18 protein-coding genes and 8 tRNA genes are annotated in these 22,411 nt (G+C 49.6%); 23 read left to right on the top strand and 3 right to left on the bottom strand.

All coding sequences use genetic code 11. The features are described from left to right. Positions 1 to 15: 15 nt before the first annotated feature. Together ACTQ1O_RS06830 and ACTQ1O_RS06825 are read right to left on the bottom strand one after the other, a co-directional pair. Complete coding sequence (locus ACTQ1O_RS06830; protein ID WP_441486641.1) at positions 16 to 720, bottom strand: helix-turn-helix domain-containing protein; 705 nt, start codon at positions 718 to 720, stop codon at positions 16 to 18. Positions 721 to 943: 223 nt separating this feature from the next. Then, complete coding sequence (locus ACTQ1O_RS06825; RefSeq protein WP_441486640.1) at positions 944 to 1,723, bottom strand: MarR family winged helix-turn-helix transcriptional regulator; 780 nt, start codon at positions 1,721 to 1,723, stop codon at positions 944 to 946. Positions 1,724 to 2,209: 486 nt separating this feature from the next. On the opposite strand from ACTQ1O_RS06825, the gene ACTQ1O_RS06820 reads away from it, so the two are divergent. Continuing rightward, entirely contained in the window at positions 2,210 to 2,782 is a 573-nt protein-coding gene (locus ACTQ1O_RS06820) for a hypothetical protein (protein ID WP_441486639.1), read from the top strand. A gap of 222 nt (positions 2,783 to 3,004) precedes the next feature. Here ACTQ1O_RS06820 and ACTQ1O_RS06815 read toward each other — a convergent pair. Then, a tRNA-Gly gene (locus ACTQ1O_RS06815) sits at positions 3,005 to 3,075 on the bottom strand. A 218-nt stretch (positions 3,076 to 3,293) separates the two neighbouring features. Here ACTQ1O_RS06815 and ACTQ1O_RS06810 point away from each other — a divergent pair. The 22 genes from ACTQ1O_RS06810 to ACTQ1O_RS06705 all read left to right on the top strand — a co-directional run bounded on the left by ACTQ1O_RS06810 (position 3,294) and on the right by ACTQ1O_RS06705 (position 22,230). Beyond that, positions 3,294 to 4,220 carry a class I SAM-dependent methyltransferase gene (locus ACTQ1O_RS06810; protein ID WP_441486638.1) on the top strand — a complete coding sequence of 309 codons (927 nt, stop codon included), beginning with the start codon at positions 3,294 to 3,296 and terminating at the stop codon, positions 4,218 to 4,220. A gap of 141 nt (positions 4,221 to 4,361) precedes the next feature. Beyond that, a complete protein-coding gene (locus tag ACTQ1O_RS06805; RefSeq protein ID WP_441486637.1) occupies positions 4,362 to 5,831 on the top strand; it encodes a L,D-transpeptidase family protein in 1,470 nt (489 codons plus the stop codon). Between the two features lie 314 nt (positions 5,832 to 6,145). Beyond that, on the top strand, positions 6,146 to 7,186 hold the full coding sequence (locus ACTQ1O_RS06800; RefSeq protein ID WP_441486636.1) for a D-alanine--D-alanine ligase family protein: 1,041 nt from the start codon (positions 6,146 to 6,148) through the stop codon (positions 7,184 to 7,186). A 99-nt stretch (positions 7,187 to 7,285) separates the two neighbouring features. Then, positions 7,286 to 8,701 carry a UDP-N-acetylmuramoyl-tripeptide--D-alanyl-D-alanine ligase gene (locus ACTQ1O_RS06795; protein ID WP_441486635.1) on the top strand — a complete coding sequence of 472 codons (1,416 nt, stop codon included), beginning with the start codon at positions 7,286 to 7,288 and terminating at the stop codon, positions 8,699 to 8,701. A gap of 315 nt (positions 8,702 to 9,016) precedes the next feature. Then, complete coding sequence (locus ACTQ1O_RS06790) at positions 9,017 to 10,183, top strand: THUMP domain-containing class I SAM-dependent RNA methyltransferase (RefSeq protein ID WP_441486634.1); 1,167 nt, start codon at positions 9,017 to 9,019, stop codon at positions 10,181 to 10,183. 58 nt (positions 10,184 to 10,241) lie between these two features. Then, positions 10,242 to 10,853: an RdgB/HAM1 family non-canonical purine NTP pyrophosphatase gene (gene rdgB, locus ACTQ1O_RS06785; protein ID WP_441486633.1), complete on the top strand. Its 612-nt coding sequence runs from the start codon at positions 10,242 to 10,244 to the stop codon at positions 10,851 to 10,853. A gap of 72 nt (positions 10,854 to 10,925) precedes the next feature. After that, positions 10,926 to 11,411: a metallophosphoesterase family protein gene (locus ACTQ1O_RS06780; RefSeq protein ID WP_441476132.1), complete on the top strand. Its 486-nt coding sequence runs from the start codon at positions 10,926 to 10,928 to the stop codon at positions 11,409 to 11,411. 166 nt (positions 11,412 to 11,577) lie between these two features. Next, positions 11,578 to 11,652, top strand: a tRNA-Pro gene (locus tag ACTQ1O_RS06775). A 4-nt stretch (positions 11,653 to 11,656) separates the two neighbouring features. After that, positions 11,657 to 11,727 (top strand) — tRNA-Gly (locus ACTQ1O_RS06770). Between the two features lie 26 nt (positions 11,728 to 11,753). Then, positions 11,754 to 11,827 (top strand) — tRNA-Arg (locus ACTQ1O_RS06765). 66 nt (positions 11,828 to 11,893) lie between these two features. Next, a tRNA-His gene (locus tag ACTQ1O_RS06760) sits at positions 11,894 to 11,967 on the top strand. Between the two features lie 20 nt (positions 11,968 to 11,987). Next, positions 11,988 to 12,059, top strand: a tRNA-Gln gene (locus tag ACTQ1O_RS06755). Positions 12,060 to 12,066: 7 nt separating this feature from the next. Beyond that, positions 12,067 to 12,139: transfer RNA gene (locus ACTQ1O_RS06750), tRNA-Lys, on the top strand. A gap of 93 nt (positions 12,140 to 12,232) precedes the next feature. Beyond that, a tRNA-Leu gene (locus ACTQ1O_RS06745) sits at positions 12,233 to 12,312 on the top strand. Between the two features lie 206 nt (positions 12,313 to 12,518). Beyond that, complete coding sequence (rho, locus tag ACTQ1O_RS06740; RefSeq protein WP_441486632.1) at positions 12,519 to 14,318, top strand: transcription termination factor Rho; 1,800 nt, start codon at positions 12,519 to 12,521, stop codon at positions 14,316 to 14,318. Positions 14,319 to 14,605: 287 nt separating this feature from the next. After that, positions 14,606 to 14,806 (top strand): 50S ribosomal protein L31, encoded by a 201-nt coding sequence (gene rpmE / locus ACTQ1O_RS06735; protein WP_441098995.1) that lies wholly within the window; start codon positions 14,606 to 14,608, stop codon positions 14,804 to 14,806. Positions 14,807 to 15,212: 406 nt separating this feature from the next. After that, positions 15,213 to 16,097: a peptide chain release factor N(5)-glutamine methyltransferase gene (gene prmC / locus ACTQ1O_RS06730; protein WP_441486631.1), complete on the top strand. Its 885-nt coding sequence runs from the start codon at positions 15,213 to 15,215 to the stop codon at positions 16,095 to 16,097. A gap of 16 nt (positions 16,098 to 16,113) precedes the next feature. Beyond that, complete coding sequence (prfA, locus tag ACTQ1O_RS06725) at positions 16,114 to 17,190, top strand: peptide chain release factor 1 (protein WP_441486630.1); 1,077 nt, start codon at positions 16,114 to 16,116, stop codon at positions 17,188 to 17,190. 281 nt (positions 17,191 to 17,471) lie between these two features. After that, positions 17,472 to 18,386: a nucleotidyltransferase gene (locus tag ACTQ1O_RS06720; RefSeq protein WP_441486629.1), complete on the top strand. Its 915-nt coding sequence runs from the start codon at positions 17,472 to 17,474 to the stop codon at positions 18,384 to 18,386. A 50-nt stretch (positions 18,387 to 18,436) separates the two neighbouring features. Further along, positions 18,437 to 19,861: a tetratricopeptide repeat protein gene (locus tag ACTQ1O_RS06715; RefSeq protein WP_441486628.1), complete on the top strand. Its 1,425-nt coding sequence runs from the start codon at positions 18,437 to 18,439 to the stop codon at positions 19,859 to 19,861. A gap of 37 nt (positions 19,862 to 19,898) precedes the next feature. After that, the gene (gene hflX / locus ACTQ1O_RS06710) at positions 19,899 to 21,134 is read left to right on the top strand and encodes a GTPase HflX (protein ID WP_441486627.1); all 1,236 of its coding nucleotides are present in this window, start codon (positions 19,899 to 19,901) and stop codon (positions 21,132 to 21,134) included. A 28-nt stretch (positions 21,135 to 21,162) separates the two neighbouring features. Continuing rightward, a complete protein-coding gene (locus ACTQ1O_RS06705) occupies positions 21,163 to 22,230 on the top strand; it encodes a M24 family metallopeptidase (RefSeq protein WP_441476125.1) in 1,068 nt (355 codons plus the stop codon). Positions 22,231 to 22,411 lie beyond the last annotated feature (181 nt).

Below are 22,411 nucleotides of genomic sequence, written 5' to 3'. Positions count from 1 at the left end.
AACAGCGGCTGCATATCACTGATATGCAGCCGCTGTGCGTATTTCCCCGGGCGTTTTTCCTGTATTATTCTTAAAAAAAACACTGAAGCTGCTGGAATTGCGAAAACCGACTTCTTTTGCAATGGCAAAGAGCGGAAGATCGGTCTCGCTCAGCAGGTGAATGGCTTTTTCAATTCGAACCCTGTCACGGTAATCCTTAACTGTGATACCGGTGTAATAGTGGAAGAGATTCTGCAATTTTCCGGCACTCATCGCGAATTGCTGTGCCAGTTCCCGGATATTGGAATTATCATCAGGGTTTTCCTCAAGGTACCTGATAAAGCGGTCCACAACTTCGCGATCATATTTCGGGATCGAACGGATAACCGTTTTTTCGCCGACGCTTTCGTCCTCAGATGAACCGCTCAGAACTCTGGCAAGAAACTCCATCACGTTTCCCTGAATAAAAAGCTCACGAAGGAGTTCATCTTTAATGGTCCTGCCGCATCCGGACAGATTACGACTGATCCCGGAAAGGTCCGAATTTTTTTCCATCATTTCCGCGTCGGCGTCTATCATAAATACCTTTCCCGAGCGGTAATGAATCTGAATCATACCGCGATGTTCTCCACGCAGAACCTTATATCTGATGATACTGAATTCACTGTCAGTATGGTTTTCCGATACCCAAAACAGGTATTTATTCTTTATCAGCAGATCAATTGCTTTATCTAAATCCATTGAATCCTCCGATACCTGCTCAGATTGCCCGACCTGACTGTTTTCACACGGCCGTGCGGGTTCATAGCACACGGATCTTATCATCGTTTCCGCTTTCAACCGTTCGAACATACTGAAGAGAGGCTTGTCGTCTGAAATTTATAACCTGATTATTTTTCTTTATTATTATACCCGATAATATCAGAAAAGAGAACCATGCCGAGACTGCCTTTACAATACATTTTCAGTCTTCAGGGGACAATAACTTTCTGAGAATAGTTCGAAGTGTCTCCTGTTCCTCGTCAGTCAGCACATCAAACGGAGAATTCTCTTCTTTCTGCAGCCGTACCTTCGTCTCCGCTGCTCCTTTTTGGGTAAGACTGATAATGACAGCACGTTTATCCAACCTGCTTTTTTTTCTGACAATCAAATCATTCTTCTCAAGTTTCGACAGAAGCTCTGAAACCGATCCAGGCTGAACCCGAAGCTCTTCCTGAATATCTTTCTGAAAAGCACTGCCATTCTCCATGAGATATGTCAGAATCTGCTCCCGCGAACCGCTTCGCCGTTCCTTGTGGTGAAGCATATGCGCGCAGCTTCGAAAGAGAAGATCAAGATCCTCACAGTTCTCGAAATCATAATTCTCGTGACGGGAATGTCTGTGATAATTCTTATGACCATCTCTGCCATCTGACCCTTCGTGGTCAAAATGACCGGAGCGATCAAGATGGCTGAAATGACCGGGATGACCGGTACGGCCAGAAGAATCGAAATGGCGGGACTGACCGGGATGACCGGTACGGACGGAATGCACAGATTGGCTCGGGCGACCGGAAAATCCGGTCTCGCCCCCACTCACTGTTATTCCGCGCTCCCTGGCGAGTGCCGCTCCCTTCCCACAGGACGGATTCTTTAGAGAGCAGTGTTTTCCGCATCCGCTGCAAACATTAGCATCCGGGATGGTATCTGCCACATCTTGGTTTCTTAATATTGTATTTGTATCTGCATTAATCTGATTATTCATATTATATTCCCTCTTTCAGGATCGCGAGAGTGCGAAGCACGGAGCAATCCGTAGCTTATACACTATGTGGTGCCCCACTTGGAGGACACATTGTTTTGGTTTCTTTTAATTAGGTGCCTAAATAATATCTGATATTCGACGAACTGTCAAGGTACATAACCAATTTCATAAATTGTTCACAACGAGATAAAACACGCTGTGCGAGTTTTATCTCGCTATCGCGACGCTCGCCGCACACGAATACTTCGCATTCGGCTGCGGCTCACTGTTCGCGTAAATGAAACCTGGCATGGTGAGCTGCCTGGCAGCTTCTTGCCAAGTAGTTCACCATATCAACGATCAGACCAGCTATTCACCGGAACATCAATGACGATATATGAAAAAAGAAAACAGGATCATATTTCAGATTTTTTAGATTTGTGGTAATCTTGAACAAGAAACGAATCGAGACAGCAGAAGAGCACCGGAATTGAGGGAGCAATATATATGGCGGTTTGTGTATATAATTACGGCGATGAAACAACAGACGAGGATCTGATTCGACGGATCTGCGGCGGAATCTACGACTCCTATGATCTTTACCGGGACTCCGAAAGAGATAATCTGGCTTACCGGATGATGAAGCAGAATCTTTCCGCAGAAAAGGGACTGGTGATCACCTCAACCGTCAGCAATTTCGGAAGGAACAAGGCAGAGATTCTGAAAGAACTGAAATGGATGCTGCGTCATCACGTCACGCTCGCCATTGCCCGATATCCCGTCACCTGTCAGATCGACAGCATGACAAACACGATCGCATTGAAGACGCTGATCAATGTCTTTGAAGATCTGATGAATGATCCTGCATTCGAGATTCGATCCGGTTCCAACGCTAAGGGAGGGAGAAAAAAGATCAGCTTCCCTGAAAACTGGTATGAACTATACCCGAAGTGGACAGCGAAAAGGATCACTGCCGTCGAATTCATGAAAGAAGCAGGGGTACGCAAAGGTACATTTTATCATCTGGTGAAAGAGTATCAGACTCTGCTGTCTGCGTCCATGCAGACGATTCGTTTATGAAAATCGGGGCTTTCACAAATCCGCTTTTTCATTGTGCACACGACCCGTATCCGATACGCCTTCGGACGCGAAATACTCCTTCAGATACTTGATACGCTTTCGGACGCGGTGATCTTCGATGCCGAAACATCTGAGCCCGGAAGTTCGCCCCGCTTCCATAACACAATAACAGACGAAGCCCCTGAAACCATGAAATGAACAAAGGTCTCAGGGGCTTTCAAAAGCAAGTGACGGGAATCGAACCCGCCTCCCCAGCTTGGGAAGCTGGTGTTCTACCGATGAACTACACCTGCATCAACTACAAAGATTACTATAACACAACCCGATGTCAAAATCAATGTTGTTTTTTGACCGGTGATTTTACCGTTTCGCCCTTACTTGATCTTTCCGGTGCTTTTACCGTTTCGCCCTTACCGTTGATCTTATACGTAGGGTTACACATTGAATTAATAAATGAAATAACGTATAATAAGCCCATTCTGATACATTTCTAATATGTGAGGTTATAAAAATGTGGTTAGCAGATAACTGGAACGATTATGAAGTACTGGATACCTCATCCGGTGAAAAACTGGAACGATGGGGTGATTATCTTCTGATCCGCCCGGATCCCCAGGTCATCTGGAATACAGAAAAAAAGGCGCACGGCTGGAGAAAGTGCAACGGACATTATCATAGAAGCACCCGGGGCGGTGGCGAATGGGAGTTCTTCGATCTTCCGAAACAATGGCAGATCCACTATCGCAGTCTCACCTTTAATCTCAAGCCGTTCAGTTTTAAGCATACAGGACTGTTTCCGGAGCAGGCAGTTAACTGGGATTGGTGCTCGGCAAAGATAAGAGATGAAATAAAACGGCGCGAAAATTCCGGTGACCTGGATCCTGAGACCGGGATGACAAGACCGGTCCGTATCCTGAATCTCTTTGCCTATACCGGAGGCGCAACACTTTCGGCAGCGGCAGCCGGTGCGCAGGTCACACACGTTGACGCTTCCAAAGGAATGGTGACATGGGCAAGGGAAAACGCGGAATCATCCGGTCTGTCAGGCCGCCCGATCCGCTGGCTCGTGGATGATTGTACGAAGTTCATCGAACGGGAGATCCGGAGAGGCCATCATTATGACGGGATCATTATGGATCCCCCCTCGTACGGAAGAGGCCCGAAAGGAGAGATCTGGAAGATGGAGGAAAATATCTATCCATTTCTTGAGCTCTGCGCAAAGCTCCTGAGCGACGATGCAATTTTCTGTCTGATCAATTCCTATACAACCGGCCTGGCGCCCTCCGTACTCACCTATATGCTTTCTGTCGCACTGGCAGACCGCGGGGGAAAGATTGAATCTTCGGAAATCGGACTTCCGGTCACCTCCACCGGCCTCGTGCTTCCGTGCGGATCAACGGGGCGCTGGATGCGAACAGGCGGATCTGACGGAATGTAATAATTTCAGAAAAACCAACACGGGACTTATAAAAAGCAGCAGGGAGATCATTCCACAAGGGATTCTTTAGAGAAGAATTACCGAAAGGTCAGCGAATAAAGAATTTTATAAAAGAAAAACTGCAGAAAGGATTTTAGATATATGAAGAAACTTTCCAAGAATCTGGTAAGTATGCTGTTTCTTCTGGTACTTCTGATTCTTATTCTGATTGGTATTTATGCCTTTGGCATCTACCATTTCAAGACACACTTTTACAACAATTCAACCATAAACGGCATCAATGTCGGCGAGATGACCGCTGACCAGGCGCGGTATGCCATCCAGAATCAGATGCGCAAGTACACGCTTACCTGTAAAGAGCGGAACAATGTCTCAGACAAGATCACCGGAGATCAGATCTACCTGACGTATCAGGACGATGGCACCGTCGATAAACTCCTGGATGATCAGGATTCCAGATTCTGGATTTTCCACATCACTCTCGGAAAAAAATACCACATTCCTCTTGGGTACACCTATGATTCCGGTTCTATCGAAGATGTAATGAATAAGATGAACGCCTTCTCCGCTCCCGATATTCAAGCGCCGGAAAATGCGAAAATTGTCGATAATGGCAGTGACTTTACCGTTTCCGAAAGCGTTCAGGGCAACACTCTGAATTACGAAAAGACAAAGGCAGCCATCATCAACGCAATTGAAAACCACAAAACGGAAATTAATTTTGAGGATCTTGACCTCTATGAGAAGCCAACCGAAAATGAGAGCTCTTCGGATATCCAGGAGAAGGCAGCCGACATCAATAAGCTGCTGAATATCAATATCACCTATAACCTGGCAGATAAGGAATTTACCATTAACAGCTCCAACATCCGTGATTTTCTGGTCGAGGATGACAAGGAGGGATATACCCTCAGCAAGGACAAGCTTGCCGAATGGGTAAAAAACATGGCCTATGATACCGATACCTACGGCCTCTCCCGCAAATTCCGCACAACGAGCGGCAAAGAGATTCAGCTCGAGGGCGGCGGGGACTACGGCTGGTGTATTTATCAGGAAGAAACCACCAACGATTTATATAACGCCATCCTGAACGGTGACAGTGGGCAGCGTGATCCCATCTATCTGTACAGCGCCCTCGACCGCGGTGCCAATGATATCGGAGGCACCTATGTGGAAATCTGCATCACCAAACAGGAGATGTGGTGCTATAAGGACGGCACGCTGATCGTAGACACACCGGTGATCACTGGAAACCATTCGCTGGGCCAGGATACTCCGTCTGGAAGTGTATATGCCATCGATGGAAAAGAGAGCAACACCACCTTCCCGGAGGCTCACAACGTAAAGATCAGCTACTGGCTCCCCTTTGTCGACTCCTGCGGAATTCACGATGCCTACTGGAGAACGGAAGCCCAGTTTGAGAACAAGAATACCTATCTGACCAACGGATCTAACGGCTGCATCAACACACCAAAGGATGCCGCGGCAAAGATCTTCGATGTAATGGATGTCGGATATCCCGTTGTCGTATACTATTCGGAGGACCAGCCGGTAGGCCCGCAGCCCACCAGTGCAGACGCATCTGCAAACGTCGCGCTTTCGAATCAGTAACCGAAACGCCCAGGATATCCCGCAATGACCGCACAGACCACTTTTTGCATGGAAAGCCTCAATCGGTCTCTGATTTCGGGATTGCAAATTTTACGGATACTGCTACAATGAACCTGTTGGTCTGACCAGCGCATGTGTCCTGTTCACGCAAAAAAGTTCCGCATAACATCCGTGCTCGATATGTGAATAACATCCGCGTCCGGCGGATGACCTTTTCAGGTTGCAGCAGGACAGAAAAACAGATCTTGCTGATCTTACTATAGAAGGCATAATACAAGTCTTACATCATTAAGGAAAGAAAAAGGAAGTCAAATATGAAAATTGTAGTGCTCGCAGCAGGAACAAGTACCGAAAGAGAAGTTTCCATCGTATCGGGAACTGGAATCTGCAAGGCTTTACGAAGGCTTGGCCACAAGTCCATCCTTCTGGATGTTTTTTTCGGCTGGAAGGAGGCAGACCCGGCTACAGCCTTCGATGGTGAATACGACACGGACGCAGCAGCAGAATACATCAAAGGCTTCAATCCGCAGCTGGAAGAAGCCAGAAAGAGCCGCCGGAGCTTTTTCGGTCCCAATGTAATTGCACTTTGTGAAGAAGCTGATATTGTTTTCCTTGCGCTTCACGGATCAAACGGCGAAGACGGAAGAGTGCAGGCAGCATTTGACCTGCTCGGTATCAGATACACAGGCACTGATTATATCAGCAGCGCAATCGCAATGGACAAATCCAGAACCAAGCAGGTATTTCAGGCCTCCGGTGTAAATACACCGTCAGGCATCACGATATATCGCGGAGATTCCCGCAGAAGCGCGTCGGAGTTCGGGATGGAACTCCCTGTCATTGTCAAGCCCTGTTGCGGAGGTTCTTCCGTCGGAATCACAATCTGCCGCACGGAAGAGGATGTGCAGAACGGGATTGATCTTGCGTTCCGGCTTGAAAGCTCTGCTGTCATCGAGGAATTCATCGAAGGCGGTGAATTCACCTGCTGTGTCATCGACGGCAAAGCCTATCCGGTAGTCATGATTACCCCCAAAACCGGCTACTATGACTTCCGGAATAAATATACCGCAGGAGCGACCGAGGAGCTCTGTCCCGCGCCCATCTCAGATGATCTCACAAAAAAGATACAGGACGAAGCATTAAAGGCAGCAGACGCCATAGGCCTGATCGGCTACGGCCGCATGGACTTCCTCGTGCGAAAATCAGATCAGAAGGTGTTCTGTCTGGAAGTTAACACACTTCCCGGCATGACGCCAACCAGTCTCGTACCACAGGAGGCAGCGGCTGTCGGAATCGATTTTGATCATCTCTGTCAGAAACTGATCGACGTATCTCTGAAAAGATATGAGCAATAACCACTCCAACCCCGCAAGCGGGGCGTACACTAATATTAAATCCGGATTGTCCCTGTGCGGCAGACTTCCTCAATCCGGAAGCTGTTCGGAGGCGCATTCATGAAAAATCTTACTCTGTCCAATATTGCACTGGTAACAGACGGAAAATACGACGGACCCGAGGATAAAAGAGAATTTACCGTGACCGATATTGTCACAGACAGCAGAAAGGTTACAAAAGGTTGCCTTTTTGTTGCGATCCGCGGCGAACGGACAGACGGTCACCGGTTTATCCGACAGGTTATAGAAGCAGGCGCCGCAGCGGTCCTTACCGAGAAGGATCCGGAAACGCTCCGTAAGGAATATGAAATTCCTGAAAACCTGGAGATCACATCTGTCACAGTTTCTTCCACGCTGCAGGCTGTAAAGGACATCGCGGAATTTTATCTCAGGCAGCTCAATAAGCCGATTGTCGGCATCGTCGGAAGCGTCGGGAAGACAAGTACCAAGGAGATGACAGCAGCTGTACTCAGCCAGAAATACCGCGTACTGAAAACAGAGGGAAACTTCAATAATGAGCTGGGCGTCCCCATGACCGTTTTCCGGATGAGAGAAGAGGACGAAATCGGCGTCATCGAAATGGGCATAAATCATTTCGGTGAGATGCACCGACTTGCATCCATCGTCCATCCTGATACCGTAATCATGACAAATATCGGAACGGCGCACCTGGAGTTTTTGAAGAGCCGCGACGGTATCCTGAAGGCGAAGTCAGAGGTCTTTGATTTCTTCAACTCTGACGGCCACATCATCCTCAACGGCGATGATGACAAGCTTTCAACCATTGAAGAAAAATCCGGTGTCAGGCCGGTCCGTTTTGGTCTTTCGAAGGAAGGTTATTCACATCCGAACGATTTTTATGCCGATGAGATTGACCCACAGGGGCTTGACGGCACCAAATGCCGGATTATAACTCCTGCCGGAAGCTTCCTGGTACTGATTCCTCTTCCCGGCACCCATATGATTTATAACGCGCTTGCAGGCGCCGCGGCAGGTCTCACCTATGGCCTAACCCTTGATCAGATTCGCAGCGGAATCGAAAGCTGTGAGTCTTTAAGCGGAAGATTTCATATCATCCACACCGGACGTTTTACTCTCGTAGATGACTGCTATAACGCAAACCCCGCCTCCATGAAAGCTTCGCTTGATATTCTGCAGGAAGGCTCCGGCAGGAGAATAGCGGTTCTGGGAGATATGGGAGAACTGGGCAATGAATCCGAGCAGCTGCATGAGGAAGTCGGTGCACATGCCGGCAGACTAAAGCTCGATGCAATATATTGCGTTGGGCCGCTTTCCAAGGCAATCTGCAGGGGCGCACGTAAGACTTCGGCCGGAAGGACCGATATCCGGCACTTCAAGACCATCGATAAATTTCTCGAAGAAGTTCCAGGACTTTTCAGGGACGGAGACACGATTCTCGTAAAGGCATCCCACTATATGCAATTTGGCAGAATTGTAACCGACCTCCAGAAATGAACAACAGCTATTTGCCGCATTGCACGAATAATACGTCTATTTGGAAAATTTCTGTTGCATTTTTATTAAGCATGTTATATAATTCTATACGTAAAAAGAATTTACCCTTCAAAAAATTTTTTTTACAATTAATAACCCCTTATTAATTATTTATACTCCCCTCGAAATGCCTCGGTAGCTCCCCTACCGGGGCGTTTCTCTTACCAGACGCAAAAATCGTCAGATAACACAGCTTATGGATCCGCACCCGGAAATCGCCGTGAAATCCATTCGTATGGGGAGAACACGTCCGGCAGTATAACACAGGAGAATTACATGGAGAAATATGAGCTGATCGCGCCCTGTCATTTCGGGCTGGAAGCAGTGATGAAACGGGAGGTCATCGATCTCGGTTATGAGATAACAGAAGTAGAAGACGGAAAGGTTACCTTTGAAGGAGACGCGGAAGCTGTTGCCTATGCCAACATGTTCCTGCGCACAACCGAACGGATTCTTCTTAAGGTTGGGCAGTTCAGAGCTGTAACTTATGATGAGCTCTTCGAAGCCACAAAATCACTGCCGTGGGAACACTACATCCCGCAGCATGGAAAATTTTGGATTGCCAAGGCAAACTCTATTAAGAGCAAACTCTTCAGCCCGTCTGACATACAATCCATTATGAAGAAAGCGATCGTGGAGCGTCTGAAGGAGAAATACAAGGTCGAATGGTTCCCGGAAGACGGAGAGCCGTACCCGATTCGGGTTTCCCTTCTGAAAGATGTGGTCACAGTCGGGCTGGACACGACCGGTACCTCTCTTCACAAAAGAGGATACCGCCAGTTCACCGCAAAGGCGCCGATCACAGAAACTCTCGCATCCGCCCTTCTGATGCTGACACCATGGAAGGCCGACAGAATTCTCGTGGATCCGTTCTGCGGAAGCGGAACCTTCTGCATAGAGGCCGCCATGATGGCCGCGGATATGGCTCCCGGTATTCACAGATCCTTTCTGTCTGAGGAATGGAAACATCTGATTCCGGAAAGAAGCTGGTCAGATGTGAGAGAAGAGGCGGAGGACCGGGTCCGCACAGATGTGCAGACCGATATTCAAGGCTATGATATTGACCGCGAGGTAGTCGGATTCGCTCGTGAGAATGCAAAGCTGGCCGGTGTCGATCACATGATCCATTTTCAGCAGCGTCCGGTTTCCGAGCTTTCTCATCCGGGGAAATACGGTTTTATTGTGACGAATCCGCCTTACGGCGAACGTCTGGAAGAGAAAAGCGCGCTTCCGGCGCTTTACAGAACCCTCGGGGAACGCTTTGCGAAACTGGACACCTGGTCTCTGTACGTCATCAGCGGCTATCCGGACGCAGAGCGATACATCGGCAGAACCGCACCAAAGAATCGGAAGATTTACAACGGAATGATGAAGACATATTTTTACCAGTACCCGGGGCCGAAGCCTCCGCGCCGCAAGCCTCACCCGGAATCAGAAGGCTGATCCGGTTCTCAGCAGGCGGGAATCTCCAGATACAGAAGAGAAGCGAAAGGAATTACGAATGCATACGATCATTTTTGCAACAGGCAATAAGGACAAACTGGCAGAAATCCGGGAGATCATGAGCAGTTTGCCGGTCACCATTCTGTCCATGGCCGATGCCGGAATCTCCTGCGACATCGAGGAAAACGGGAAAACCTTCACTGAAAATGCTCTCATCAAGGCCAGAGCCATTGCGGCGGTTCTACCGGACAGATATCGCAGCGCTATTGTGATGGCAGATGATTCCGGTCTCGAGGTGGACGCCATGGATAAGCTTCCCGGCGTTTATTCCGCCCGCTGGATGGGTCATGACACTTCTTACCGAATCAAGAACGCAAAAATCATCGAAAACCTGAAAGACGTTCCCGTTCCGGAGAGAACCGCCCGATTTGTATGTGCGATGGCAGCGGTACTCCCGGACGGCAGGACTCTGTCGACCCGGGGGGTCATCGAAGGAAAAATCGGCTATGAAGAACGTGGGACTAACGGCTTCGGCTATGATCCTATTTTCATGCTTCCCGACATGAGCTGCAGCACAGCGGAGCTTCTCCCGGAAGAAAAGAACAAAATCAGCCATAGAGGAAAAGCTCTTCGTGAAATGGAGCGTCTTCTCAGAAATGAGCTGGACTGACCATTCAATCTGAACCAGACCACTCGGTCGGAAATGCCGCAAATCATAGATCAGAAATGTGGAGGGCACAGAATGAAAGTACTTGTTATCAGTGATACACATGGGAATATTGATCGTCTGCAGGCAATATTAAACTCAACGGGACCCTATGACGCTGTCTTCCACTGTGGTGATATTGAAGGACAGGAACACACGATTCAGGAATACGCGGACTGCCCGACGTATATGGTCTCCGGTAATAATGACTGGGACAGCAGCCTGCCGGCAGATCTCAATGTGACAATCGATGATTACAGATTCTGGGTATGTCACGGGCACCGGTATGGAGTCTCCCTAAGCCCCTCAGCGATCCGCGAGGAAGCCGAAAGCAGGAATGTTGATGTCTGTCTCTTTGGACATACGCATAAGCCCTATCTTGAGACAAGCCGCGGACTGACGCTAATGAATCCCGGATCCCTTAATTATCCCAGACAGATCGGCAGAAAACCTACCTTCGGTGTAATTGAGATAGACAGACACCATGATATTCACTTTGCCATAAAAGAGCTGGATGATTAACTTACCGCAGGAATTTTTCTCGGAATTTGCCTGAATTCGTCTTAAAATTCCGACACTTTTAATTAATATTTTTGTTGACAACCGCAAAATCTTATAATATACTAGTTTTTGCGTTGAGCGAGTTCGGATAGTTCGGATCTGTGGGATCTGTACGTCCTGTGTCTCTCGGGGTGTGGCTCAGTTTGGCTAGAGCGCCTGGTTTGGGACCAGGAGGCCGCAAGTTCGAATCTTGTCACCCCGACTGCGCAGGTGTAGTTCAATGGTAGAACACCAGCCTTCCAAGCTGGATACGTGGGTTCGATTCCCATCACCTGCTCTTGTATTCTTAATCAGAATACATACGTGTCTGTAGCTCAGCTGGATAGAGCAACGGCCTTCTAAGCCGTGGGTCGGGGGTTCGAATCCCTTCAGGCACGCTCGGAGCCAGATATAGTGTTGGATCATTCAGCACCGCGAGTTCCTGTTTCAATTTAATTACTATGGTGGATATAGCGTAGTTGGTTAACGCGCCAGATTGTGGCTCTGGAGATCGTGGGTTCGAATCCCTCTATCCACCCTGCCGTGATGGCGACATAATGGGCTATCGCCAAGCGGTAAGGCACAGCACTTTGACTGCTGCATCCGCCGGTTCGAATCCGGCTGGCCCAGATCATTCGGAGCATTAGCTCAGGTGGTAGAGCACTTGACTTTTAATCAAGTTGTCCGGGGTTCGAGTCCCCGATGCTTCATTTTGTGATGACCAGAAGAGATGACGTTCTGTCATCTCTTTTTCTATATCATTCAGTTTCTACATCAGACGGATATGAAAAGCTGTACACCATGCGGCTATGGCGGAATTGGCAGACGCGGCGGGTTTAGGTCCCGTTGGGAAACCATGCAGGTTCGAGTCCTGTTAGCCGCAGTATTCATATCCTTTCATCTTATTTCCCATTTGAGATAATCTAAATCCATATGACCTGATTTTCATTTTTCAAAAACGGATTACGAGGCATATTTCTGAGCGGCACACCAGACCGGATCCTGTCAGGGAAACAGCCGGACCCTGTACACACAGCACACCAGCAATTCCGGGTTACATCCCCGGAGTGTTTTAAAAGAGAGGACGATATGACAAGAGAACAGTACGAATCATTACAATTGAAAGAGCTTCGGGAAATCGCAAAATCCAGAAAGCTTAAAGGAACAACGGCAATGCGCAAGGAACAACTGATTAACCGGATGCTTGAGGAAGACGCGAAGGAATCTGCGAAATCAGAAGTCTCCGCAGCAGAATCTTCAGGGGCAGAAGCCCCGGAAGCTGATCACACAAGATCAGGCTCCTCTCGAACAGGTTCTTCGAAAACCGGTTCCTCGAGAGCAGACTCCTCAAAAGCAGAGTTCCAGAGAACAGAGGCAGCCAAAAACAGTTATTCCAGAAACGAGGGCGGCAGCCGTAGAAGCTCCTCCCGGGGAAATGATAATGATTCCGGCACCCGGAGAGATTTCCGACATAACGAATCTCGCGAGCGCCAGAACGGATATGAACGTCAGAACAACGGCGAGCGCCAGAACGGATACGAGCGCCCAAACAACGGTGAACGCCAGAACGGATATGAGCGCCCAAACAACGGCGAGCGCCAAAACGGATATGAGCGTCCAAACAACGGCGAACGCCAGAACGGATACGAGCGCCCAAACAACGGTGAACGCCAAAATGGATATGAACATCAAAATAGTGACGAACATCAGAATGATGGTTTTGATGAAAATGAACAGATGCGTCAGGAACTCGGACAGCTCGACAGCGGGTCGGAAGCCCATGGCATACTTGAAGTCATGTCTGACGGATATGGTTTTATCCGCTCTGAAAATTTCCTTCCGGGAGATGATGACGTTTACGTGTCTCCTTCTCAGATCCGGAAATTCCATTTAAAAACCGGAGATGTTCTTTCCGGCAACACAAGAATAAAATCACAGAACGAGAAATTTTCCGCCCTTCTGTTTGTCAAAAGCGTGAACGGTCTTGACCCCTATGTCAATGCGCGCCGGATGAATTTTGAAGATATGACGCCCATTTTTCCAAATGAACGCATTCATCTGGAGCGGCCGGGCGGGCCGGTTGCGATGCGGATTGTAGACCTGGTCAGTCCCATTGGCAAAGGACAGCGAGGAATGATCGTCTCTCCGCCAAAGGCCGGAAAAACGACACTGTTGAAGGAAGCGGCAAAATCGATTCTCCGGAATAATCCGGAGATGCATGTCATCATTCTCCTGATCGATGAACGTCCGGAGGAAGTTACCGACATCAGGGAAACTGTCCGCGGAAAGAACGTCGAAGTCATCTACTCCACCTTCGACGAACTCCCGGAGCATCACAAGAGAGTCTCGGAAATGGTAATTGAACGGGCCAAACGATTAGTTGAGAACAAACAGGATGTCATCATCTTTATCGACAGCATCACCCGTCTTGCAAGAGCGTACAATCAGGTCGTTCCGCCCAGCGGAAGAACCCTCTCCGGAGGTCTTGATCCTGCAGCCCTTCATATGCCGAAGCGGTTCTTCGGTGCCGCCCGGAACATGCGTGAAGGCGGCAGCCTCACCATTCTCGCGACCGCACTCGTAGACACCGGAAGCAAAATGGATGATGTTGTATATGAGGAGTTCAAGGGCACCGGCAACATGGAGCTGATCCTTGACCGGAAGCTGCAGGAGCGGCGTGTCTTCCCGGCCATCGATCTCGCAAGGTCCGGAACCAGAAGAGAGGACCTGCTTCTGGATTCGGATGAACTCGAGGCGGTAAACAACATGCGCCGTGCGCTGAACGGTCTTCGTGCCGAAGAAGCAGGCGAAAATGTACTGAACATGTTTACCCATACGAGAAACAACCGGGAACTTGTTCAGATGCTGAAAAAACAGCGAATTGTCTGATCTCGTCTGATAGCAGCGGACTGCATCCGTCACAGACCGTGTGATGGACAGTGGGATCTAAACAGTTTTTCAACCGTTTTTTCAACAGCTGCTTCGATGATCGTGAACCGTATCAGAATACGTTGGTATCAGAATACATGGCAAAAACCAGCTGCAGAATACATATCAAAAATCAGTTGCAAAACAGATATTCCCGTGGTATGATGATAGGGCTGTTAATCTGATACGAAAGTTGAGACACAGCATACCAATAAATTTACCAGATATGAATTGGAAGAGGTGAAAACATGAAACAGGGCATTCATCCAGAGTATTATGAAGCTACCGTTACCTGCAACTGCGGGAACACCTTCAAGGTAGGTTCTACAAAAAAGGAGATCCACGTCGAGATCTGCTCCAAATGCCATCCGTTCTACACAGGACAGCAGAAGGCAGCAAAGGCTCGTGGTCGTATTGATGCATTCAACAAGAAATACGGTCTTAAGTAACGTAGAATTTGCGGCGCTTATCAGAAAACAGAAACGAGTCGGAACATTCGTTCCGGCTCGTTTTTTCACATACTTTTGTATGAAGGGCATCCGTTCTTTGTGAATTGACACTCTCTGTCACCTCACCATATCGAGCACAAGACTGCCTGTCATTCGGATGAAATACAAAGTATAGGTTAGCGTTCAAGCAGATCTCATATATTTAATCGAGCGAGAGATTGTCCGTATCGGACTGGAGGGTTCGTCTCAGGCAGTTCTCTTGCGCCCATCGTCATGTTATCGTATAATTCTGCTGTATAAATGACCATTAAACACCAGTTCTTTGAAAACGCAGACAGATTACCTGCCGTGAAGCACGCGCAAGGGACTGGATGCGGTTTACACTCTCCCTGGAGGTGGATCTATAATGTCCGATAGTTTACAGTCCTTCCGTTTGCAGTCTTTTCATGACTGGTATCATTACGGGATTCGTCTGCTGTCCGCTTCCGGAATTGCCGACGCAAAAACAGATGTATGGCTTCTGATGGAACATGCGACCGGCATTACGCGCAGCTGGTATCTGCTGCACGGCGATGAGTGCATGCCTGCAGACGCTGCAGCGGAATACTCCCGGCTTCTGACGGAGCGCGGCCGCCGCATCCCGCTCCAGTACCTGACCGGTCAGGCCTGGTTCTATGGCAATTGTTTTTCCGTCAGCCCGGCTGTTCTGATCCCGAGGCAGGATACCGAGACTCTTGTAGAAGAGGCAGCCGGGATTCTGGAGACCGGCTGGCACATTCTGGACATGTGCACCGGCAGCGGATGCATCCTGCTGTCCCTCCTGAAAAGCTGTCCCAATGTGACGGGAACCGGCACCGATCTCTCGCCTGAAGCGCTCGATATCGCTCGAAAAAACAGAAGAGCTCTGGGCGTGCAGGAAGACCGCGCTGTTTTTTATTGCGGAGATCTTTTTGAAGCGCTTCCTGCCGGAGAGGAATATGACGTAATTCTCTCAAATCCGCCTTATATCCCCACCGGGGTCATCGACGGACTGGATCCCGAAGTGCGGGACCACGAGCCATATCAGGCCCTTGACGGACATGAAGACGGGCTCTATTTCGAGGAAAAAATCGCAGAGGAGGCCAGGAGGCATTTCCGAAAGGGACAGAAAGGATATCTATTTCTTGAAATCGGATACGATCAGGGAACGGATATACGGAGAATTCTTGAACGCCTCGGATATCATGATATCTGCATCACGAAAGATCTCGGGGGAAACGACCGCGTCGCCGGCGGCCGTTACCTCCGCTGACAGAAAGGTGGAAGCTATGTTTGAAAAGCTGGAAGATGTGCAGCTCCGGCTTGAAGAGGTTTTGAACCGTCTCAGCGACCCGGATACTGCCGGCGATCCGGCACGTCTGCAAAGTCTGATGCGAGAGCAGGCAGAACTGCAGCCGGTTGCGGATACCTATGCGGCTTACAAGAAAAATGAGGCCGCAATCTCCGAAAGCCTTGAGCTCCTGGAATCTGAAAACGATCCGGAAATGCGCGAGATGCTCAAAGAAGAACTGCAGAGCTCTCGCAGTCAGAGATCAGATCTCGAACAGCAGCTGAAGCTTCTGCTCCTGCCGAAGGATCCGAACGACGAGAAAAATGTTATCTTTGAGATCCGCGCCGGAGCGGGCGGTGAGGAAGCTGCTCTATTTGCTTCGGAAATTTACCGCATGTATATGAAGTACGCAGACAGCAGGGGATGGAAGACCGATCTGGTCAATCTGGAAGAAACCGGTCTTGGCGGATGCAAGGAATGCACCTTCAAAATCATCGGAAAGGGTGCCTATTCCCGTCTGAAATACGAGAGTGGTGTGCACCGGGTGCAGCGGGTGCCTGCAACCGAATCCGGCGGAAGAATTCATACATCGACCTGCACGGTTGCGGTCATGCCTGAGGTGACCGATGACATCAGCATAGAGATTCCGGACAAGGATGTCCGTATCGATGTCATGCGCGCGTCCGGAAATGGCGGACAGTGTGTCAACACGACAGACTCCGCCGTGCGTCTCACGCATCTGCCTACCGGAATCGTCATTTATTCACAAACTGAGAAAAGTCAGCTTCAGAACAAGGCCAAGGCATGGGCTCTTCTCCGTGCCAAGTTATACTTCCTCGAACAGCAGAAACGGCATGATGAAGAGGCCGAGATGCGCAGAAGTCAGATCGGAACCGGCGATCGATCCGAGAAAATCCGGACCTATAATTTTCCTCAGGGTCGCGTGACAGACCACAGGATTCATCTCACCCTGCATCAAATTGACAGCATCATGGATGGAAATCTTGACGATCTGATCGACAGCCTCATCGCCGCCGACCAGGCGGCAAAGCTCGCGAAATTACAGGAGCAATAAACAACCGTCATACTGCTGTACTGTATCAGCTCTTCGAAAACGCAGGCAGGATCGTCACACGCAGAGCGTGCGTAAGATGCGATTTCGAAGGCACCAGATATGACGATAAAGCGCGAAGTCGCGCAATCCCAATCCTCATACTTGGATTGCTGGATTACGGGAGTGCGAGACACGGAGCAATCCGCAGCTTATACTGTGTCTGGCGCGATGTATCGCACGGCATAGATTTTCAGATCATTCAGATAAATGCAGCACCAGAACAAATCATAGGAGGAACAAGTATGAAAAAGACTACACTGGCAGTTATGGCGGCCGGAATCGGAAGCCGCTTTGGAAAGGGAATCAAGCAGCTGGAGCCCCTTGGTCCGAACGGGGAAATCATTATGGATTACTCTATACATGATGCGATTGAAGCAGGTTTTGATAAAGTCGTATTCATCATCCGGAAGGATCTGGAGAAGGATTTTCGCGAGATCATAGGCAGCCGCATGGAGAAGAAAATTCCCTGCGAATACGCTTTTCAGGAGCTGGATGATCTTCCGTCAGGATTTACAAAGCCCGCGGGAAGGACGAAACCCTGGGGTACCGGCCAGGCAATTCTCGCCTGCCGCGGACTCATTGACACACCGTTTGCGGTTATCAACGCAGACGACTACTACGGCAAAAAAGCCTTTACTCTTCTGCACGACTATCTCGTTGCGGATCATCCGACACAGAACGGCATTCATCAGATCTGCATGGCCGGTTTCCGTCTTGGCAACACCCTCAGCGATAACGGAGGTGTTACCCGCGGAGTATGCGTCCTTGACTCCGACCGGAATCTGATCGGTGTCAATGAAACCCAGAACATCGTTCGTACCCCCGGTGGCGCTGCGGTTCATTCTCCTGACGGAGACGTTCCCATCGATGTCAATTCTATGGTTTCCATGAATATGTGGGGACTGCAGGCAGATTTCATCGATCTTCTGGACAGCGCGTTCCGTGAATTCCTTGCGCAGATTCCCGATGGTGATCTGAAGAAGGAATTCCTTCTTCCAACCTATATTGATCAGCTGCTTCACAAGGGCAAGGCTGTCGTAAAGGTTCTGGACACAGACGACACCTGGTTTGGCGTTACATATCAGGAAGACAAGGACAGCGTCCGCAAGGCTTTCTCCGACCTTTGCAGCAGGGGTGTTTACGGAAAGCTTATCTGAGTGCGCCTGCACAACCCGGAGGGGACCATATAATCAGAGGTAACCACATCATGATAAAGGATAAAAAATCAGAAAAATCTTTCAGAAAAGCCCGGATTTCATTGCCTGTGCTGCTGCTTGGCGCCACGCTGCTGTTTCCGGGCTGCGGGAACGCCTCTGACAGTGCCTATGCCAGCGGAATGTCAGCTCTGAAATCCGAAGATTACAACACTGCTATTACGAATTTTCAGTCGGCTGTTGATTCCGAGGGGAGAGAGGCAGAAGGATACCGCGGGCTGGGCATCGCTTATCTCAATCTCGGAGACTATGAAAATGCCGTGGATGCCTTCTCCAAATCACTGGCGGCAATAAAATATCCGCGTCAGAATAAGTCCTTCCGCGAAGATGTTCTCTTTTACCAGGCGCAGGCTTATGCAGAAGAGCAGCAGTACGACAATGCCATGACGATTTACAATGAATTGATCAAGTCAGAGGAACACGCCGGACAGGCCTTTCTGCTGCGGGGAAAGCTTTACGCCCTCGAGAACAAATTCGGCCAGGCCGGCCAGGATTTTCAGAAGGCATTGGAGCTGGATAACTCTTATGAGATTTATCTGGAAATCTATGACATTTATGTGCAGAATAACCGGCAGGCAGACGGAGCCGCATTTTTAAAGGATGCCTTAAATCAGAAGCCGTCCGAATCTGATGATTACTATCAGCTCGGACGGATCTGCTATGAACTCAAGGATTACGGCAAGGCAGAAAAATATCTCAAGAAAGCCATAGAAAAAAATATCCCCGGTGCCGTCATGCTGCTCGGAAGAGTCTACTCCGACACCGGAGACTACGACAGCGCAGAAGATTTGTATCAGAGCTGTATTGACAATGACACCTCCGTTTCTCTGGGATACAACGGCCTGGCTCTGATTGCCATCATGAAAGGCAATTATGACGATGCACTTCAGAAGATTCAGGCAGGGCTCGACACCGATGAGGCGGAGTACAAGGAAGAGCTGCTCTATAACGAAATCATCGCCTATGAGAAGAAGCTTGATTTCAAAACCGCGGCCTCGAAGATGGAAAGTTTTCTCAAATCCTATCCGACGAACCAGAAAGCTGTACAGGAGAATCTGTTCCTGCAGAGCCGCGTAATGGAGACAGAGGCAACGGCATCCGAGAACGTTACAAGTTCCTCCGGCAGTTCTTCCTCCCCGTCCGACGTCAGCGATACACAGAGCGAAGCATCCGGCAGCACACAATCCGAAACGACAGATACCGCCAATACGGATCAATCCAATGCGTCATACAATTCCGCAGGTGAAGGTCAGAGCAGCGGCGATGATTCCGGTTCATACCAGGGAACTGTCGATGCGGACAACGATGGTTACGACGATAATACCGGCGTCTACTATGGTACTGCCTACGGCACAGATACCAGCGCCTATGGCAATTACGATTCTGCCGGCTACTACGACGGAAGCACCGGGTATTAAACGGCAGCCTGAATGAACAGATGGATGGACAGCAGATATGTTTGACAATGCAGAGACAAGGGAACGGGTCATCCTGGTCGCCGTCAACACCGGCGATGAGGCAGAGACCCGTGATTCCCTGAACGAACTTAAGGCACTTGCGGAGACGGCGGGCGTCGAAACGGTGACTATGGTTCTCCAGAACCGGGAGAACCCGGATCCCGGGACCTACATCGGGAAGGGAAAAATCGAGGAAATCGCCGGCATGCTGGAAATGCTTCAGGCAGACGCCATTATTACAGACGACGAGCTTTCTCCAGCACAGATGAACAACCTGGCAGAGGAATTAAACTGCAGAGTATACGACCGCACAATGCTCATTCTGGACATTTTTGCCCAAAGAGCCCGGACAAGCGAAGGAAAAATTCAGGTCGAACTGGCACAGCTCCGCTACCGTCAGCAGCATCTGGTAGGAATGCGTTCCTACCTTTCCCGCCTTGGCGGCGGTATCGGAACCCGTGGACCCGGCGAGAAAAAGCTGGAAATTGACAGACGGCTGATCGCGGAACGAATCAGCGCCCTGAGAGCGGAGCTGAAGAAGGTCGAGGAGCATCGGGAGGTGCTCCGTCAGGGAAGAAAAAAGACAAATATTAAAACCGCGGCGATCGTAGGCTATACCAACGCAGGAAAATCCACCCTGCTCAATACCCTCACGAATGCGGGTGTTCTGGAGGAAGACGCGCTGTTCGCAACCCTCGACCCCACAACAAGACTTCTGAGCCTGCCCGAGGGCGGGCAGATTCTCCTGACCGATACGGTAGGATTTATCCGAAAGCTCCCGCATACCCTTATTGACGCCTTCCACAGCACATTGGAGGAGGCCGCTCTTGCCGACTACATCATCCATGTGGCAGATGCTTCCAGTCCGCATCTGGAACAGCAGATGCAGGTCGTCTACCAGACCCTGCATGAGCTGGACGCGGACCGGAAAAAGATCATCACCCTCTTCAACAAGCAGGACATGGTCTCTCCCGGCGTCCACATGCATGATCACCACGCCGATTATGTTATACCGGTCTCCGCTAAGTTCGGGGACGGACTGGATTTCCTCAGACAGATTCTGGAAAAAATCATCAGGGAGGACCAGATTCACATAGAGAGAACTTTTTCTTATGGCGATGCCGGAAAAATTGCGCTGATTCGCCAGTCCGGAACACTTCTGGAAGAAAAATATCTTCCAGAGGGGATCCGCATCGAAGCATATGTTCCGCAGGAAATCTACGGAAAACTATAACAGTATTTCATCCAAAGGAGGCTCTGACATGAGCAGAGAAATGATACAGGACATTTTCAAGAAAACCGGAGCACAGGCTCTTTTCATCACGGATCCTCACAATATGATGTATATATCCGGATTCCGCGGGGGCGAGGGTATGGTCTACATATCTCCGAAACAGCAGGTGGTGATCACCGATTCCAGATATACCGAAGCGGCAGGAAAGGAGAGCAGCTTCACCATCATCGAGGAGAACCGCACTCACAAGAGAACGCAGATTCTGCGCGAGCTGCTGGCGGTTGATGGCGCTGAAATTGTCGGATATGAGGATAAGTTCATGCGCTGCTATGAATTCAGCCGTCTCACGAACGCTCTCCCGGAAATTCAGCAGTGGCTTCCGCTCGATGAAAGCATCGATCTGATCCGACAAATCAAAACCCCCGAGGAGCTCCGTCTGATTGCCCGCGCAGAATCCATCGGAGACGCTGCCTTTACCGAAATTCTGAAGTTCCTGAAGCCCGGTGTCACTGAACTGGAAACCGCGGCAGAGCTGGAGTATCAGATGAAGCGTCACGGCGCACAGGGCTTCTCCTTCAATACCATCACGGCATCCGGAATCAACTCCTCCATGCCACATGCAGTTCCTTCCTCGAAGAAGATCGAAAGCGGAGATTTTGTAACCATGGACTTCGGCTGCACCTACGAAGGTTACTGCTCAGACATGACCCGTACCGTTGTTGTCGGAAAGGCAAATGAAAAGCAGAAGGAAATCTATACAACGGTTCTTGAGGCGCAGAACGCCGCCCTCAACGGAATCCACGCAGGACTTACCGGACAGCAGTGTGACGAGCTTGCCAGAAGCGTGATCCGGAATGCCGGTTACGGAGACAATTTCGGACACGGACTGGGTCACGGTGTCGGCCTCTACATCCACGAGGAGCCCCGCTTTTCTCCGCTTGACAGCTCTGTCATCCAGGAGAACATGGTGATTTCCGTGGAGCCCGGCATCTATGTTCCGGGATTCGGCGGCGTGCGGATTGAAGATCTGGTTGTCATCAAAAAGGACGGCATTGATGATCTCTCGCATTCCCCGAGAGAACTGATTGAGCTCTGATATCGTGAAGACGTGCCGCAGGTGTCAGTGTCACAAATGCGGAAAAGGCTGTCAGGCATTCATACGGAAGGGCTGTCAGGCGCTTATACGGAAAGGCGTCAGGCACTTATACGGAAAGGCTTGACAATTCTCTTTCTGCTACGTAATATAAAAAGTGACTCTTGAAAACTATATATAGTGG

The sequence above is a fragment of the Bilifractor sp. LCP21S3_A7 genome, assembly GCF_052118825.1.
GTDB lineage: Bacteria > Bacillota > Clostridia > Lachnospirales > Lachnospiraceae > Bilifractor.
The sequence above is the reverse complement of the archived record's forward strand: the minus strand, read 5'-3'. Positions and strand labels throughout refer to the sequence as shown.